Annotated in this window: 14 protein-coding genes and 1 pseudogene; 8 read left to right on the top strand and 7 right to left on the bottom strand. The window is 44.7% G+C overall.

All coding sequences use genetic code 11. From position 1 onward, the window contains the following. Positions 1–102: 102 nt before the first annotated feature. Positions 103–264: a hypothetical protein gene (locus BK127_RS44325; protein ID WP_179097794.1), complete on the bottom strand. Its 162-nt coding sequence runs from the start codon at positions 262–264 to the stop codon at positions 103–105. A 613-nt stretch (positions 265–877) separates the two neighbouring features. Here BK127_RS44325 and BK127_RS40145 point away from each other — a divergent pair. After that, on the top strand, positions 878–1270 hold the full coding sequence (locus BK127_RS40145) for an acetylglutamate kinase (protein WP_256711669.1): 393 nt from the start codon (positions 878–880) through the stop codon (positions 1268–1270). 132 nt (positions 1271–1402) lie between these two features. Here BK127_RS40145 and BK127_RS40140 read toward each other — a convergent pair whose 3' ends face one another. Together BK127_RS40140 and BK127_RS40135 are read right to left on the bottom strand one after the other, a co-directional pair. Continuing rightward, the gene (locus BK127_RS40140) at positions 1403–1711 is read right to left on the bottom strand and encodes a DUF421 domain-containing protein (protein WP_076238266.1); all 309 of its coding nucleotides are present in this window, start codon (positions 1709–1711) and stop codon (positions 1403–1405) included. A 42-nt stretch (positions 1712–1753) separates the two neighbouring features. Continuing rightward, on the bottom strand, positions 1754–2458 hold the full coding sequence (locus tag BK127_RS40135) for a L,D-transpeptidase family protein (RefSeq protein WP_076238265.1): 705 nt from the start codon (positions 2456–2458) through the stop codon (positions 1754–1756). A gap of 162 nt (positions 2459–2620) precedes the next feature. Here BK127_RS40135 and BK127_RS40130 point away from each other — a divergent pair, with 162 nt between their 5' ends. The 5 genes from BK127_RS40130 to BK127_RS40110 are packed head-to-tail and all read left to right on the top strand — an operon-like array spanning position 2621 to position 7941. Then, positions 2621–4948: a xanthine dehydrogenase family protein molybdopterin-binding subunit gene (locus BK127_RS40130; RefSeq protein WP_076238264.1), complete on the top strand. Its 2328-nt coding sequence runs from the start codon at positions 2621–2623 to the stop codon at positions 4946–4948. Further along, positions 4935–5768 carry an FAD binding domain-containing protein gene (locus tag BK127_RS40125; protein ID WP_076238263.1) on the top strand — a complete coding sequence of 278 codons (834 nt, stop codon included), beginning with the start codon at positions 4935–4937 and terminating at the stop codon, positions 5766–5768. The genes BK127_RS40130 and BK127_RS40125 overlap by 14 nt, the downstream gene beginning before the upstream one ends. A 3-nt stretch (positions 5769–5771) precedes the next feature. After that, the gene (locus BK127_RS40120; RefSeq protein ID WP_083689953.1) at positions 5772–6245 is read left to right on the top strand and encodes a (2Fe-2S)-binding protein; all 474 of its coding nucleotides are present in this window, start codon (positions 5772–5774) and stop codon (positions 6243–6245) included. 42 nt (positions 6246–6287) lie between these two features. Next, positions 6288–7325, top strand: a complete 1038-nt coding sequence (locus BK127_RS40115) for an XdhC family protein (protein WP_076238262.1) — start codon at positions 6288–6290, stop codon at positions 7323–7325. Then, complete coding sequence (locus tag BK127_RS40110; RefSeq protein WP_076238261.1) at positions 7312–7941, top strand: nucleotidyltransferase family protein; 630 nt, start codon at positions 7312–7314, stop codon at positions 7939–7941. Before BK127_RS40115 ends, BK127_RS40110 begins: the two co-directional genes overlap by 14 nt. Here the strand turns inward: BK127_RS40110 and BK127_RS40105 are convergent. The 4 genes and pseudogenes from BK127_RS40105 to BK127_RS45960 form a co-directional block, all read right to left on the bottom strand. Further along, complete coding sequence (locus tag BK127_RS40105) at positions 7899–8753, bottom strand: aromatic acid exporter family protein (RefSeq protein WP_341165458.1); 855 nt, start codon at positions 8751–8753, stop codon at positions 7899–7901. The genes BK127_RS40110 and BK127_RS40105 overlap by 43 nt on opposite strands. Next, complete coding sequence (locus tag BK127_RS45340) at positions 8702–8917, bottom strand: aromatic acid exporter family protein (RefSeq protein WP_256711670.1); 216 nt, start codon at positions 8915–8917, stop codon at positions 8702–8704. The genes BK127_RS40105 and BK127_RS45340 overlap by 52 nt, the downstream gene beginning before the upstream one ends. A gap of 33 nt (positions 8918–8950) precedes the next feature. After that, positions 8951–9112 (bottom strand): hypothetical protein, encoded by a 162-nt coding sequence (locus BK127_RS40100; protein ID WP_372237417.1) that lies wholly within the window; start codon positions 9110–9112, stop codon positions 8951–8953. 9 nt (positions 9113–9121) lie between these two features. Then, a pseudogene (locus BK127_RS45960) lies at positions 9122–9172 on the bottom strand (hypothetical protein); the annotation flags it as partial. A 206-nt stretch (positions 9173–9378) separates the two neighbouring features. On the opposite strand from BK127_RS45960, the gene BK127_RS44320 reads away from it, so the two are divergent. After that, positions 9379–9594, top strand: coding sequence for a hypothetical protein (locus tag BK127_RS44320; protein ID WP_179097793.1), 216 nt, complete (start codon positions 9379–9381; stop codon positions 9592–9594). A gap of 729 nt (positions 9595–10323) precedes the next feature. Further along, positions 10324–15087 carry a fibronectin type III domain-containing protein gene (locus BK127_RS40095; protein WP_144026708.1) on the top strand — a complete coding sequence of 1588 codons (4764 nt, stop codon included), beginning with the start codon at positions 10324–10326 and terminating at the stop codon, positions 15085–15087. Positions 15088–15573 lie beyond the last annotated feature (486 nt).

Below are 15573 nucleotides of genomic sequence, written 5' to 3'. Positions count from 1 at the left end.
GTTCCATTATGGAACATACAGATTCACAAGCCAAGACATTTTCATTCATGGTGGTGGCCGTCAGGCCATGTTAGTTTGGGACAGCCTCTTGGAAACTAATACTTATTCTTTTTCTTCATTAACATCATATTTGTTGATGTGGGCTGTAATAGCTTCAACGGCTTCGTTTACGTCTGTTGTGGCCGGTAGTTCCTTGACTTCATCTTCCGTATCATCGAGAAAGTTTTGTTGATCTGCTCGAATGGCATCTAAACTGTTACTCATTGGTAACACCTCCTAATGGAATTTAGCATGCATGGCAATCCCAAGAAGGGAAGCATCCACACTTGAAACATAATAGTAACCACGATAAATTATTTACCCGGACAGCAATTATTGTTGCCGGATAAGTTGAATTAAATTCTCGGCTGTTGTTCAATTTAGTATGGTCAGTCAATATCCCTCCTTGTGATGGTCGCTTTCAAAATAAGTGGCCATAATTAGAGAGTAGCCATTATATTTTCAAAAGCCCAAACAAATCACACCTCCATCTCATATGCTTTAGTAGGTGAATGACTATTTTTAGGGAGGAACCATCACATGTACTATGCAACAACATGGATACCATATCCACATTTTCAATCCTATTTTCGTTCTCTAAATGATCATCCGGTATATCCATTTCGCTCAAACTATGGTCAAAGTAATTACAATCCTTATGCACAACCAGTAGTGCCATTCTTGAGATATGAATCTGTTTCACCTCAAAATCTGTATGTATCGGTAATGCAGAAGTAGAATTAAACCAAGCTTTCCGAACGCTTTGGGAACAACACGTTGCTTGGACGAGGATGCTTATCATAAGCATTGCAGAGATCTCCTCCGCAATCCTCCTGATATGGCCAATGTGTTTAAACATTACTACGGGGAAGAGATAGCTAAACGATTCAGCGGTTTATTTAGAGAGCATCTTGTATTGGCCGCACAACTTGTTAAAGCAGCCAAGGCTGGCAATAGCCGGGCAGCCGCTGAAGCGGAGAAAAACTGGTATGCCAATGCGGATGAAATAGCTGCTTTTCTTAACAGTATCAACCCCAACTGGCCTAAATCAGCCTTGACGAACATGCTCCATGAGCATTTACGAATGACAAAAGATGAAGCAGTTTTCAGACTTTCTAAAAATTACAAATCCGATATCGAAGAATACGATCGGATTGAGAAACAGGCGTTGGTGATGGCTGATGCGTTTACAGAAGGGATCGTCAAACAATTTCCAAATATCTTTAAGTAAATAACCGGATTCCAGAAACATGTCTAAATGTTAGGACATGTTTATTTGTTGAAGAAACCTGAGTTTTATTCATGAGCCAAGAATGTTCAGAGAAATTTGCTTAAGCAACTGATATACTTACTTTAAGCTTTTTTAGTGAGGTGACTTTTTATCCAAATAAATACTTCCATCACTTTGGAGCTCCGCAAAAAACACATCAAGACTTATTTGCTCAATAATTATCGTCAGCAATGTCCACATTGTCATAGCAGTGATACCAGCGACTACTTTAATTTCTTTATTTAAAACCATCTCACCAGTAATGTTCCCAAGAGCGATTCCCGTAATATATGTAAAAAATGTCATTTGACTTAATTGTTTTTTTCCCAATATACGCGTTAATAACAATAAAAGGATAAAGCCTAACAACGTCCTGATGGAGTATTGCCAAATAGTATCCATAACTCATCTCCCAATATGAATTCGGTTATCGCGATTTTTTCTTCATTCCAATAATCCTAATTTATGATACACTTTTACCGAAACGACACCGTTAGATGCCAAGTGGTGATACCGTTGAAATTGTTTTACGGTAGCGGTTGTGTCTGAACGGAATTTGCCGTTACATATCCCCTTAAAGTATCCAGCACTCTTCAGACGGGATTGAATCAATTGCACGTCTCCTCCGACATCACCCTCCGCTAAAGTCCTTGGTTCATGATTCGGGTCCCCCAATACATGTCCATTAATTTTGACTATTGTACCAAGTGGAATTATCTCAAATAATTCAATCACATCGCTATTACGCATCCGAATGCAACCATGGCTCAAATGCTGCCCAATGGAGTACGGCCTGTTTGTGCCGTGAATTCCGTAAATTCCCCAAGGGACATTTAAACCCAGCCAACGAGGACCAAAGGAAGGAGCCCAATTTTTCCCCTTATATACAATTTGGTATTCTCCAACAGGGGTAGGAGTGGACGGATTACCAACGGCAATGGGATATGTTTTGAATTTCTGTCCTTGTACACGTACCACTAATTGATGACGTTGAGGGTTAATTTCTATAGTGTAAATTCTTCCTTGGTCAGCGACAATCGGAAGTGGTGGGTCGGCGTAGGCATGGGAGTGAGTCAATCCTTCAGTCAAGGTCAAAATCAGTATATGAACTATAATGGAACGTCGTAGAAGGTCATGTAGGTTTCGCATTTTCGATCTCCATAAATAACTATTTTTCAATTTATGATGTAGGTTGTCCCCATATTGGAAGATCATTCATTAAATTAAATAATAAGGACAACAAATCTTGTATATACATAGGCTATGAAGTAGTTGAATGTTGTAAGGCTCTTATTGAAATAGGAGGGGGTCATGATCAGTCACTCGGTTGGTAAAAGCATTCCCAGAAAGGAAACATGGGAAAAAGTTACAGGGACCGCCAAATATGTGAATGATATTTCGACACCAGGGCTATTACATGTAAAAATAGCTATCAGCCCCCATGCTCACGCTAAAATAAAAGCGATCGATTCGTCCGAAGCCATGAAAATTCCGGGTGTAAGAGCGGTCATAACAGGCCAATATTACCCGATGTTAACCGGGTCGCCTCTGGCGGATCGTCCACCAATCGCAAAAGACAAAGTAAGATATTATGGAGAGCCCGTCGCCCTTGTTGTTGCAGAACAAGAATATATAGCAGAGATGGCGGCAACCCGCATCAAAGTGGATTACGAGCTTTTACCGGTCGTCCTTTCTCCAAGGGAAGCTTATCAGCAAAATGCTCCGCTCGTTCATGAGCATCTTGCCGAGTACAAGCGGCACGAAGAGGTTTACCCGGAGCCGGGAACCAACATCGCGAACCGAACAAAAATACGCAAGGGGAATATGGAGGAAGGATGGAGGAATAGCGATCATACCGTTGAAGTCGAGGTTACTTTACCGCAATCGGATCACGCCGCAATGGAAATGCGATGCAGCACAGCAGAAATTATGCCCGACGGGAAAGTGGTTATCCATTCCGCTTCACAATCGCCATATATTATCCGAAGAGCAATCAGCCAATCGTTTCATATTCCGCTTCATAAAGTGATCGTACACACGCCCTTGGTCGGCGGCAGTTTCGGTGGAAAAGCCGCGATTCAAATGGAGTTTCTTGCATACCTGGCTTCCCGTGCGGTTGGCGGAAAAGCTGTAAAATTGGTGAACTCCCGGGAGCTAGACATGATTTCTTCTCCCGTCCATATCGGACTGGATGCCAAAATCAAGCTTGGTTGCAACCATGACGGGAAATTAATGGCCGCCGAAATTTTGCATCTGTATGATGGTGGAGCGTATTCGGATCGGGGGGCGGTCATGAGTCGGGCGGGAGCTGTCGATTGCACTGGGCCTTATCGGATCGATAACGTTCATTGCGATTCTTTATGCATGTATACGAATCACCCGTATTCCACTTCTTTTCGAGGATTCGGTCATCCTGAACTGACGTTCGCTATAGAAAGAGCGATCGATTTATTGGCGAATCGAGTGGGCATGGACCCATTGGAATTTCGTTTTTATAATGCGATAGGGCCGGGGGATACGTCCCCGACACAAACTTTACTAGATAGGAGTAATTTGGGGGATTTGCCCATGTGCATTGCAAAGTTGAAAACATTAATCGATTGGGGCGACCGCCCGCTGCGGGAAACCGATACCCATCTCATTAAGGCAAAAGGGGTGTGCTGTTTTTGGAAAAATTCGAGTACGCCGACGGATGCCGGAGCGGGAGCTGTTATCGTATTTAATCCCGACGGAAGCATTAATTTGTTGTGCGGCGCTGTTGAAATCGGTCAAGGCACGAGGACAACGCTGACGCAACTGTTGGCCGAAAAGTTACGTATGGATGACCGGATGATACATATCTCTACTGAAGTCAACACCGAGACGGATCCCCATCATTGGAAAACGGTGGCGAGCCGCAGCACCTTTTTAGTTGGGAATGCGATTCTGAATGCTGCCGACGATGCCATCGTACAGTTAAAAAACATAACTGCTGTCGTATTGCAATGCTTACCGACAGACTTGGATGTCGGAGCGGGCAAGGTTTTTTTAAAAGATCACCCCGATAGGGGGATCGCAATTGATAAAATCGCAAACGGCTACAAATTCCCAAACGGGAATACGATCGGCGGTCAAGTCATCGGGCGCGGGAGCTATGCGATGCGGAACTTAACTTTATTGGACCCAGAAACCGGTAAAGGAAATCCCGGTCCGGAATGGACGGTAGGCGCGCAAGCGGTAGAAGTGGAATTGAATACGAAAGAATACACGTACAAGATCATTAAGGCGGCAACTGTCATCGATGCCGGCAAGGTGATCAATCCGGAATTTGCCCGCAGCCAAATCACAGGGGCTATGAGCATGGGCTTAAGTTTTGCCAGCCGGGAAGCTTTCCTGTTCAATGATAAAGGCGCCATATTGAATCCGCAATTTCGAACCTATAAATTGATTCGTTACGGAGAGCAGCCACAGTACTTCGTTGATTTCGTCGAGACCCCTCATTTGGAAGCGCCTTACGGATTGCGTGGAATCGGCGAGCATGGCTTGATTGGCATGCCCGCAGCATTGGCGAATAGCCTGACCATCGCCGCCGGGGTAGAGCTGAATCATTTGCCTTTGACGCCCGAGATGATCTGGAGGACGATCCATGATTCCGTTTGACTTTGACTACTACAAACCATCTTCCGTTCAGATAGCTGTGGAATGGTTTCAGTTTCTGCAAAAGCAGGGGAAGAATCCGATATATTACGCCGGAGGGACGGAAATCATCACATGGGCTCGAACTAATTCCATTCATCCTGGCGCTGTTATCGATTTGAAGTCCATTCCGGAATGCAATGTATTGGAAATGCGGAACGATGAGCTGATTATCGGGGCTTGCGTCTCGTTATCGGCATTATCAGCGGCGAATCCGTTCCCTCTGCTCAGTGAAACGGCTCAGGGAGCCGCCGACCAAACCGCCCGGAATCAAATCACGCTCGGTGGAAACATTTGCGGCAAAATTTATTATCGGGAGGCCGTACTGCCGCTTTTGTTGGCAAACAGCCGTATGGTTATAGCGGGAATGAACGGGATCAGAGAAGCTTCGATTCACCAAGTTTTCTCACAACAAATGAGATTGGACAATGGTGAATTTCTAGTGCAGACATTAACAGACCGAAGCTATTTATCATTGCCGTTCGTTCATTTCAAAAAGCGGCAGATTGGATACATCGGCTATCCTCTCGTAACAGTAACTGCTCTCAAGAAAAATAATCAAATTCATACCGCATATAGCGGCGTCTGCTCATTCCCGTTTCGATCCGCCCAGATCGACCAGGCGTTGAACGATTCCTCAATACCTTTGCCAGTAAGAATTGAACAAGCGATCGGCAATTTACCCGCTCCATTACTAAATAATGCGGAAGGTTCCGCACCTTATCGGAAATTTGTGCTTAAGCAAACGATAGCTGACGCGGTACATACATTGGAAAGAAGGTGAAGCATGTCATTGCGTGATTCCGCTATGTATCCGGTTGAATTCATAGTTAACAGTGAGAAGCGAACTATTCGAGTAAGGGCTGCGGATTTACTATTATATACACTTCGAGACACTCTCGGACTGACAGGGAGTAAATCCGGTTGTGATAATGGGGACTGCGGTACATGTACGATATTGGTAGAAGGCTCACCCATAAAATCGTGCCTTATGCTCACCGTGGAAGCCGATGGAAAACAAATTACTACGATCGAGGGTTTGACGAACTCACCGGTACAAAATGCCTTTGTTCAGAATCAAGCATTTCAATGCGGCTATTGTACTCCCGGCTTTATTGTGAACTGTGAAGGCTTGCGGAAGGTACACCCGCATGCGGATGAAAATACCATTAGGGTATGGCTGGAATCCAACATTTGCAGGTGTACGTCCTATGAAGAGATTCACAATGCAGTGAAGGACGTTTTTACGCTGAACAAATAATGTTGGGAACCTAGTATTACGGGAGGCTAAGGAGGGGTGAGGTTGGAGGAGATACATCGTATTTTGGAAGCCGTTCAACGTACCGTACTAAGAAGCGTGCTTGCGACAATTACCCAAGTAGAAGGGAGCGCATACCGAAAAGAAGGAACCTCCATGCTGTTTCTGGAAGATGGCACACAGATTGGAGTTTTAAGCGCCGGCTGTTTGGAGGCGCATCTTTCGGCCTGCATGCCGGATATTTTGGAAATAGGCGTTTCTCGAAACTTTGTGTTCGATATGCAATCATTGGAGCCGCTGTCCTGGGGGGAAGAACCGGGGTGCCGCGGTGTTATTCATGTAACGATGGAGCCGGTACATGATGTGTTTGCAGATCATTTATGTACATTGAAGAATTATTTGGATCAGCAGGTCGAGGTCATGCTCGTTAAAAGATTCGGTTCGGATGGCTCTGTTACCGATTATAGTTTCTTGACCAGAGATAGGCATCTGTTCGGGGAATGGCAGGGAGAATTTCCGCAGGCACTCATACACTTGATGTCGTCTGAAGATTCGCTCAGGAGCGGATTTGTCTCATCCATACAATCGGACATATTCGTCCATACCTATTATCCCAAACCGCGTCTGATCATATTTGGAGCGGGACCAGACGCGAGGCCGCTTGCCGCATTTGCGACAGCAACCGGCTACTCCGTTGTCGTCTCCGATTGGAGACCCGCCTTATGCGATCTACGTTATTTTCCGGATGCTGAATCATTGATCTTGGGGTTTCCGGAGGAAACAATAGGGATGATGCATTTTACACCTTACGATTATGCAGTTGTAATGACTCATAATTTCAGGAGGGACCAGCAGTTGGTTCAACTTCTTGCGGAGCGGCAGCTTTGTTATCTCGGCATTTTGGGATCAAAAAGTAGAACCGAACGTTTATTAACAGGCATGCCGGTTCCGATGAAAGTTCATTCTCCCATAGGACTTGCCATTGGAGCAGAGGGGCCGGAGGAAATCGCAGTGAGTATAGTCGCAGAACTAATACTTAGAAAAAATAAAAAGCAAGAAGTTGTTATCCATGAAACCGAATAATATCGTGGGCATTTATTTAGCGGCAGGCCAAAGTACCCGAATGGGTTCGAATAAGCTTCGCCTTCCATTGGGGCCAATGAATTTGGGGAATTATGCGTTGGCTGCAGCTCTGAGCTCCAATTTGGATTATGTTTTGGTCGTATCCAATGAAGTTGCAGCAGATTGGATAGATCATACATTTTACCTGAATCCGATCCATCGGAAATGGTCCGTTATTCGCTGTTCCGAAGCGCATGTAGGGCAAGCGCACTCCCTGCGGTGCGGTGTACAGGCTGCACTCGCGGTGGAAGCGGCAGCCGTGATGATATTACTGGCGGATCAACCTTTCATTACAAAAGAGATGATCAATGAGCTGCTTATAAGGTTTCAAAAGAACACCAATCTCGGTTTTGTGGCCTCAAGGTATGACGGTTTGGCAAGACCGCCTGTTATTTTTGCTCAGCGAATGTTTCCGGAGCTCCTACGATTGCAGAACGACCAGGGAGCGAGACATCTTATCCGAAAAGAATCATCGGGCATTTGCATCGATTTCGCAATCCCGGGCTTGTTCATGGATGTGGATACTGCTGATGATTACAGGATTTTATTGGAAACATCCGCATTTTGGAAATCTTGAACAACTTGTTCCGCGTTCATATATAACGCAAGCGGGTATTGGTAGTTCTCCATATGGGTAGGCACTTTAATTTGCAGAGCTGATTCTTTGGAAACTGAGCTAACTGCATTCGAATCATCTAAAACTTTTTTCCATTGCTCTACAAGGTTCGCTAACATGTTTAAATGAACAGCCCATATTCGTTGATTTTCTTTCTCAAAATGGCCGCTTTCCGACCAATTTGCAAAAACTTGTATCATGTCGGCAAGATTGGCATAACCAGATCGAAGATGTTTCATTTGCCGGGTTAGTTCTTGCAAGCTAGCACGTCTTTTTGTTCCTAACGGTTTGTAACGCAAACTTTGCTCCGCATTATCCAACTCGGTTGTCGCTTGATGAAGCTCCTGGAATAACGTTTGTAATTTTGTTTGCAAGATTTGAGTTTTACTTGAGGAACAGCCCTCTTTAACCCAAAGTGCAGAGTTCATAAAGTGGTTGGATAAATGATCTGCGAAATGTATCATCTTTTTTCGGGCTTTGTTAACGGAATCGGGAGGGAAAATCATGATATGGATCGCTATAGCAATAACTGCGCCGATAATCGTATCGCGTATCCGATCAAGGGAGTAGCTCGGCATCTTGCTTTGAAAGTACATAACCAATAAAATGCTTAGAGCAACTTGAACAAAAATGGCATGATTCAATTTCAGCCACATTACTATGAGAGCCCCAACGAGAAGGAGGAGTCCTATACTCCAGCCGTTTAAGCCGACATACGGTGCTATGAATACAGTGAAAAGAACGCCGGCAATGGTCCCCAAATACGCTGCCATGCAAATTGTATGGATTTGTCGACGGTTAATTGGATAGTCAAAATGACCGTCAAAGGGGCTAAGTACGGATGTTTGGAGCCAGCCCACTCCGCGAGTTCCCATGACAATGCTGAAGCTAATGGGATTTTCCATACAACCCCTTTGTATTTGATAAAATCGATCATTTTATTCGTCATTTTGTTCGCTCCATCATCATCTTATTCGTAAGCGGGTGCGATTTCATAAGGTTGTCCCTCCCGCTTCATTGCAGTCTTCGCGCCCCAATTGGCCACATGATCCGAAGGGAGAGAAGCCGGGATGGGCGGATTCCAGATGGTACCGGGAACAACGCCATTAATGTATATGCCTTTGGTTTGCAAGTATTTAGACAAGGAGTGCGTGAAAGCAACGATCCCTCCCTTAGTTGCAGAGTAATCCATCAATAGTTCGTTTCCTTCGTATGCCGTTAAGATGCGGCATTAACAATAGAACCCACTTGTATTTGATGCAAAACCGGCTTCGTTAAATAAATGATCGAGAAGTATTTTTTTTACCAAAATAAGTGAAAAATATAGATATTTAGTTAAAAGATATGTAAAACAACGATTAATAGATAACGATAGTATTCGTTGCAACAACGCGATTCATGCAAAATACGCCAAATCTTCGCATTTCTCAAAAGGGACTTAGCAGTAACGGACAGACCGAAGCACAGAATGATATCGCCTATGAAGTCAAGCTGTCAGAATTGGAGATATTGCAGAGTGATATTATCGATGCTGTACGTCAAGGACGGAATATGACATACACAGCCGACCTCTTTCGCTATCGAATCAGGATGGGGTGCAGCTGCTCCTGGTAATAATCTGTTTGGCATCAAAGGGACTGGACAAGAGTTCCAAACGACTAAAAGTATGAGGTTTCAGAACCTATGACAGTTGGGAAGGCAGCGTGATCGATCACTGCAACTTCCTGATAGATAAAGGCAGGTATGCCCGAGCTGGCTTCTTCGGCTGCTGCAAGTAGTTAGATTATGTAGGAGCTGCGCGGTGCCTTCAAAATGCTGGTTACGCGGCCAAGCTGCTGCAAATAGCAGCCTGAAAATATAGTAGACTACCTCCTGAATCAGCTGGAGGTGGTTAAACGTGAACTCTTCTAACCCAATTATTCCAAGCCGTCGTATGGGATGCTATCTCGGAGTCGAACACATGACTTTTTATATTCAGTGATCTATGAAACTCTTTTGAACTGGTTTGAGTGATGTAAGAATGGATTTGTGCTTATTACGCCTTTTAAATATGGCAGTTTTTTTATGTCTAAGTCCGATATATTCAACTCATTTATGGGATAAATACTCATTATCTACAGATTCCTGCCCTTAAAGTTGAATTTACCGCATTATAGCAAAAGGAAAACCTTGATATAATGAATCGTCGGACGAACAATACCAGTGATTTGTCTGCAAAGAAGGAAGAATCCATCATTGAATATTATCGAGATTGGGAAGCGCTATCATTCCAAAGTTTGGCCTATGATCGAAAGCATGTATCTCAATGATGAGCTCAAAATTATTAAGGGAGGCAACGAGAAGATGTCAACAATCAAGCGGTTGTTCAGTGTGATCATGACAGTTGTTTTTGCAGCAGGGGTTCTTTTTAACCCTCTGTCGACAAGCGTGAAGGCTGCAGCAGCACCTGTAAGCGACACAGCAGTGCCGAAGTCAGTGATATTTCCCTACAACCAACCAGCGAAGTATGCAGCTTCAGTCAATTACACGTTAAAGGCGAACGGAGTGGATATACCTGTAATCAAAGCTTTTGACGATTATGATTATGCAAACTTTTCTATGTCTAATGGACCGGTTACCTATGAGGTTACGATTCTAAACACGGACAAAGTTCACGAGTACGAGATTAGCCCAAAGAAACTTGGAATTCAACCAGACAGCATCGTTGGTCGTACCCTAACGTTCACCACGCAGAAAGACGAATATTTGATTGTCACGATGAACGGCAGGAAGACACGGCTCGTCATTGCGGCTGACCCTGCAGAAACCGATATACCCGCATCTACGGGAGCAGGTATATTCAATATAGGGCAATCCCCATATCAAGTAAGTCCCACAGGGAGTCAAACGGGGGTTGAAGCTAGAACTGCAGCCATTCAACAAGCTATTGACGATGCTAGCCACTATGGTACAAATGCAGGGAACAGCGTCCAAGGTGTCGTGTACATTCCTGCAGGGCAATATTATATTGGCAATCTGGTTTTGAAAAGTAATACAGCGCTTTATATGCAGCCTGGATCAACATTTATAGGAACGGGAAAAACGGCCGACTATAAAGAACATTGGTACAAGGATTCAATGGGCAGGCCAGCAACCTGGTGGATCTCCACAGCTTTTGATTCAACGAACATCAAGCTATATGGACGCGGAACAATTGATGGGAACGGCGCAGCCCTATATGCCGATAAATCTATAAATGGAAAAGGGATGATTAATAATCTGGTTGTGCCCATTGCGACATCCAACTTCAAAATGGATGGGATTATCATCAGAGAATCTGCTTCTTGGGCTGTTACACCTATTCGATCCCATGATCTAAGTTTTACGAATATGAAGTTTTTTAACAGTTTGGGCATGGGGGAAAATGATGGTATCGACGTCTGCGAATCGCAGAACGTCGTGGTGAAAAATGCCATCGGGATTGCGCTGGATGATCCGTTCTCGACGAAATCTTGGAAAGAGACGACCGACATTGCTTCTGGAAAAGTACCTTGGCCCGGTAATCCACAGCCTGTGAGTAATGTCCTCTTTGAGGATGCGATCTCATGGACCTTATGCTACGGCTTCAAAATTGGCCAAGGGGTTATGCAGAATCAGAATAATATTATCTTTAGAGATGGAGTCGTCTATAAAGCAGCAGTCGGATTTGCGATTCATCATAAATATGGCTCTGGCACTGTAAGTAACGTAATATTTGAGAATATGGATGTCGAAGATATTAGTGGCTTCAACGAAGATAACAGCGCTTGGATGACTTTGTTCACGGTAAATGGCAGCAATTCGGGCGTGGGTTCAATCACTGGAATTACTGTGAAAAATATTAAGGTTCGTGATGCTGGCGAGGGTGTTGCCAAAATAAAAGGGTTGCCGGATGCACCCATTAGTGGGATAACGTTTGAAAACGTGTACATGCCGGGAAAAACCGAGCCTGCAACGAATTTATATGAGATGAATTTCGCGAATAAGGATAATTATAGCGATATCAGCATTAAGCCGATTCAAAATCCGGAACCTCGGCCACAGACGAATTTGGCCCTAAATCAACCTGCGGTCGCTTCTTCCAATGACAGTACAGTGGATACCGCTCCTTGGGCATTTGACGGAGATATGTCAACTCGTTTCGGTTCCAAACGAGGCATCGACCCAGGATGGATTTATGTGGATTTGGGAGCAATTAAATCTATTAACGAGGTACGGCTTTACTGGGAAACTGCCTACGCCAAAAGCTATCAAATTCAGGTATCGAATGATTTGCAAACCTGGAATAACGTGTATAATACAACCACTGGTAAAGGTTTATATGAGAAAATAACTTTTAATCAGACCGATGCCCGATACGTAAGAATGTACGGAACCGTAAGGGCTACGCAATATGGTTATTCCGTCTGGGAGTTTGAAGTCTATGGTCCAGAAGTGTTTCCAGAAAACATTACTTTGAACAAAACAGCTCTTGTCTTTCTCCCTGGTGAAACGGAGCCATTGACGGCTGTGGTAATGCCAGCAAATACCACGAACAACAAAGTGAAATGGTCTTCAAGCAATGCAAATGTTGCTGTCGTCGATAACAGTGGGCTTGTTACTGCGATTGGCCTAGGCGTAGCTTCCATCACGGCTAAAACCGCAAATGGTGAATTCAAAGCAACGGCGACTGTTAATGTGGCTGAACTTAACAAGCCTCAATTGCAATCGGCAATAGCCGGAAATGGTTATGTAAACCTGAGCTGGAGTAAGGTCGAAAGGGCTACGAATTATCGCATCTATTCCAGTACATCAGCTGGTTCATATGGTTCTCCAATTGCAACTGTTGGAGATAATGTCTATACCTACAAGGCAGAAGAGCTTAGTAACGGTACTACCTATTACTTCGTCATTAAGGCAGTTCGTGCTGAACGAGAAAGTGATGTTTCCAATGAACTGTTAGTGGTGCCGCAAATATCAACACCAGGAGCACCCCAAGTAACGTCCGCAGTTCCCGGTAATGCGCAAGTGCGCCTTAGTTGGGTACCGATGGATGATGTGACGAATTATCATATCTTTGTTAGCACTAAATCGGGTGAATATAGTAGCAAGATTGCGACCGTAAGCGGCTCCGTATACAAGTACGATGCAGTAAACTTGAACAATGGTGCGACTTATTATTTTATCATTAAAGCTGGCAATCCAGGCGGATTAAGTGAAGCTTCCAATGAAGTGATTGCAATACCACAAGCTCCCACACCTACAGCTCCGGTGTTTGAGATACCTGTAGCAGGCAATGCCCAGGTAGTACTCATATGGAAACCGGTCAACGATTCTACAGGGTATAAAGTCTACCAAAGTGTGAATTCATCAACAAATGGAGCCGTAGTGGCCTCAGTTAGCAGCTCAGTATACAGCTACAAGGTGACAGGCTTGACCAACGGCACAACATACTATTTTGTCGTGAAGGCGATCAATGCGGGAGGAGAAAGTGCGGCTTCCAACATTGTGAGCGCAACACCTCAAGGTCCAATACCAACATCACCGGTGTTAGAAACACCTGTAACAGGCAATGCCCAGGTGGCACTCACGTGGAAGCCGGTTAACGATTCCACAGGCTATCGAGTCTACAAAAGTGTGAATTCATCAACAAATGGAACCGAAGTAGCCACAGTGAGCGGCTCAGTTCACAGCTACAAGGTGACAGGCTTGACCAACGGCACGACGTACTATTTTGTCGTGAAGGCGATCAATGCGGGAGGAGAAAGTGCGGCTTCCAACATTGTGAGCGCGATGCCAAAGACCGTTCCGGGGGCTCCGACTGGCATAACCGCAGCTGCAGGCAACAGTCAGGCTATCATCAGCTTTAACGATCCTTCCGATAATGGCGGAAGTGCGATCACGGGGTATGAGGTAACAACAACACCTGGCAACACCATCGTAACAGGAACAACAAGCCCGATTACGATAACAGGCTTGTCGAATGGTTTGACTTATACGTTTACGGTGAAAACGATCAATAGTGAGGGCAGCAGTGCTCCATCCGATGTCTCTAATGAAGTCACACCGAGGGCATTCTCCAATAACAATAGTAGTAGCAATAACAGCGGTGGATCAACCTCCTCAAGTGACAATACGCTGACCTCCACGGATGGTATATTAACGCTTCCTATTGGCAAAAATGGCATGGTGAGTTTGGGAGAGGGGATCACGATCGTTATCCCTACCGATGTAACGGACAAAGAATTGAAGATCACAATAGATAAAGTACTGGACATACAAAGTCTACTCATGAATCAAGACGTTCTAGTTAGTTCGATCTTTGAGATTATGAAAAACTTCCCGGACAATTTCAATAAACCGGTCACGCTAACCTTAACTTTTGATCCTGAAAGTGTAAGCAGCCTTCAAAGGGCAGCCATATTCTACTATGACGAAATAAAGAACGTATGGGTGGAAGTCGAGGGCAGCAAGGTTAACGGCTCGACCATAACGGTAGAAGTTAATCACTTTACGAAATTTGCGGTATTCGCGGTAAGCGAAACGGCTTCAACAGAACCGAAACCGAGTCTCACCTTTACGGATATTATGGGACACTGGGCAGAGGCCAACATCAAGCACGCGGTAAGCGGTGCAATCGTTACAGGCTATCCAGATGGGACGTTTAAGCCGAATCACACCGTGACGCGCGCGGAATTTGCCGTGATGCTGATGAACACATTGAAACTGCAAGGAGAAGGAACGAAGCTGAGTTTCATCGACACAGCGAAGATCGGAACCTGGGCGCAGAAAGCGGTCGCGCAGGCGGTACAAGCAGGAATTATTTACGGATATGAGGATGGAAGTTTCCGTCCTGATACAGAAATTACACGTGCTGAGATGGCCGTTTTATTGGCCAATGCACGAGGTCAGCAAAGCGAAGCCAATGTCGCAACGGGCTTTGCAGATGATAGGAGCATTCCAGCGTGGGCAAAGGGCAGTGTTGCTTACGTGAAGCAAGCTGGCATTGTACAAGGAAAAGGGGCAAACGAGTACGCGCCTCAAGACCACACTACAAGAGCTGAGGCTGTAACGGTTCTCCTCAATATGCTGGCACAAAAAAGCAAGTAGGTTACCATTATCGTCAAACAATCTTAGAAGGTGCATGTGCACTTTCTAAGATTGTGTTATTGTTCAACGTAAATATAGGATCTTTAGAAAATGGAGCTCGCATAATAGAATTGTAACCTGTTTTGTGGACATCTTATTAAAATGGCCTAAGAAGCAAGAAGAGAAGGTGATACCGGTGAGTAACCTGAACAACCTGAGCTACGAATGCAACCGAAGTTACGGGATCAACCCGAGGGCTTCTTTTGTATATGCTCTCGTAAACGGAATTGCTCAAAGTATTGTTTTTTGGTAGTAGGTGGTTTAGCTCAGCTGGGAGAGCGCGTCACTGGCATGCAAGAGGTCATCGATTCGATCCCGATAGTTTCCACCAAACATTATCATCGAACCTCCGAAAGGAGGTTTCAGGCTGTCGAGAAAGTCTCGATAGCCTTCTTTATGTCTGAATTGTTTAAGACAGCACCGCGTTAATGTTGTATAATATAGGTA

The organism is Paenibacillus sp. FSL H7-0331, from assembly GCF_001956045.1.
The sequence above is the reverse complement of the archived record's forward strand: the minus strand, read 5'-3'. Positions and strand labels throughout refer to the sequence as shown.

Excerpts from the sequence above, each read along its gene's own strand:
- BK127_RS40130 (WP_076238264.1), top strand. The coding sequence starts at position 2,621 with ATGATCAGTCACTCGGTTGGTAAAAGCATTCCCAGAAAGGAAACATGG.
- BK127_RS40120 (WP_083689953.1), top strand. The coding sequence starts at position 5,772 with ATGTCATTGCGTGATTCCGCTATGTATCCGGTTGAATTCATAGTTAAC.
- BK127_RS40105 (WP_341165458.1), bottom strand. The coding sequence starts at position 8,753 with ATGGCAGCGTATTTGGGGACCATTGCCGGCGTTCTTTTCACTGTATTC.
- BK127_RS40135 (WP_076238265.1), bottom strand. The coding sequence starts at position 2,458 with ATGCGAAACCTACATGACCTTCTACGACGTTCCATTATAGTTCATATA.
- BK127_RS40145 (WP_256711669.1), top strand. The coding sequence starts at position 878 with ATGGCCAATGTGTTTAAACATTACTACGGGGAAGAGATAGCTAAACGA.
- BK127_RS40125 (WP_076238263.1), top strand. The coding sequence starts at position 4,935 with ATGATTCCGTTTGACTTTGACTACTACAAACCATCTTCCGTTCAGATA.
- BK127_RS44320 (WP_179097793.1), top strand. The coding sequence starts at position 9,379 with ATGCAAAATACGCCAAATCTTCGCATTTCTCAAAAGGGACTTAGCAGT.
- BK127_RS40110 (WP_076238261.1), top strand. The coding sequence starts at position 7,312 with ATGAAACCGAATAATATCGTGGGCATTTATTTAGCGGCAGGCCAAAGT.
- BK127_RS40095 (WP_144026708.1), top strand. The coding sequence starts at position 10,324 with ATGTCAACAATCAAGCGGTTGTTCAGTGTGATCATGACAGTTGTTTTT.
- BK127_RS44325 (WP_179097794.1), bottom strand. The coding sequence starts at position 264 with ATGAGTAACAGTTTAGATGCCATTCGAGCAGATCAACAAAACTTTCTC.
- BK127_RS40140 (WP_076238266.1), bottom strand. The coding sequence starts at position 1,711 with ATGGATACTATTTGGCAATACTCCATCAGGACGTTGTTAGGCTTTATC.
- BK127_RS45340 (WP_256711670.1), bottom strand. The coding sequence starts at position 8,917 with ATGATCGATTTTATCAAATACAAAGGGGTTGTATGGAAAATCCCATTA.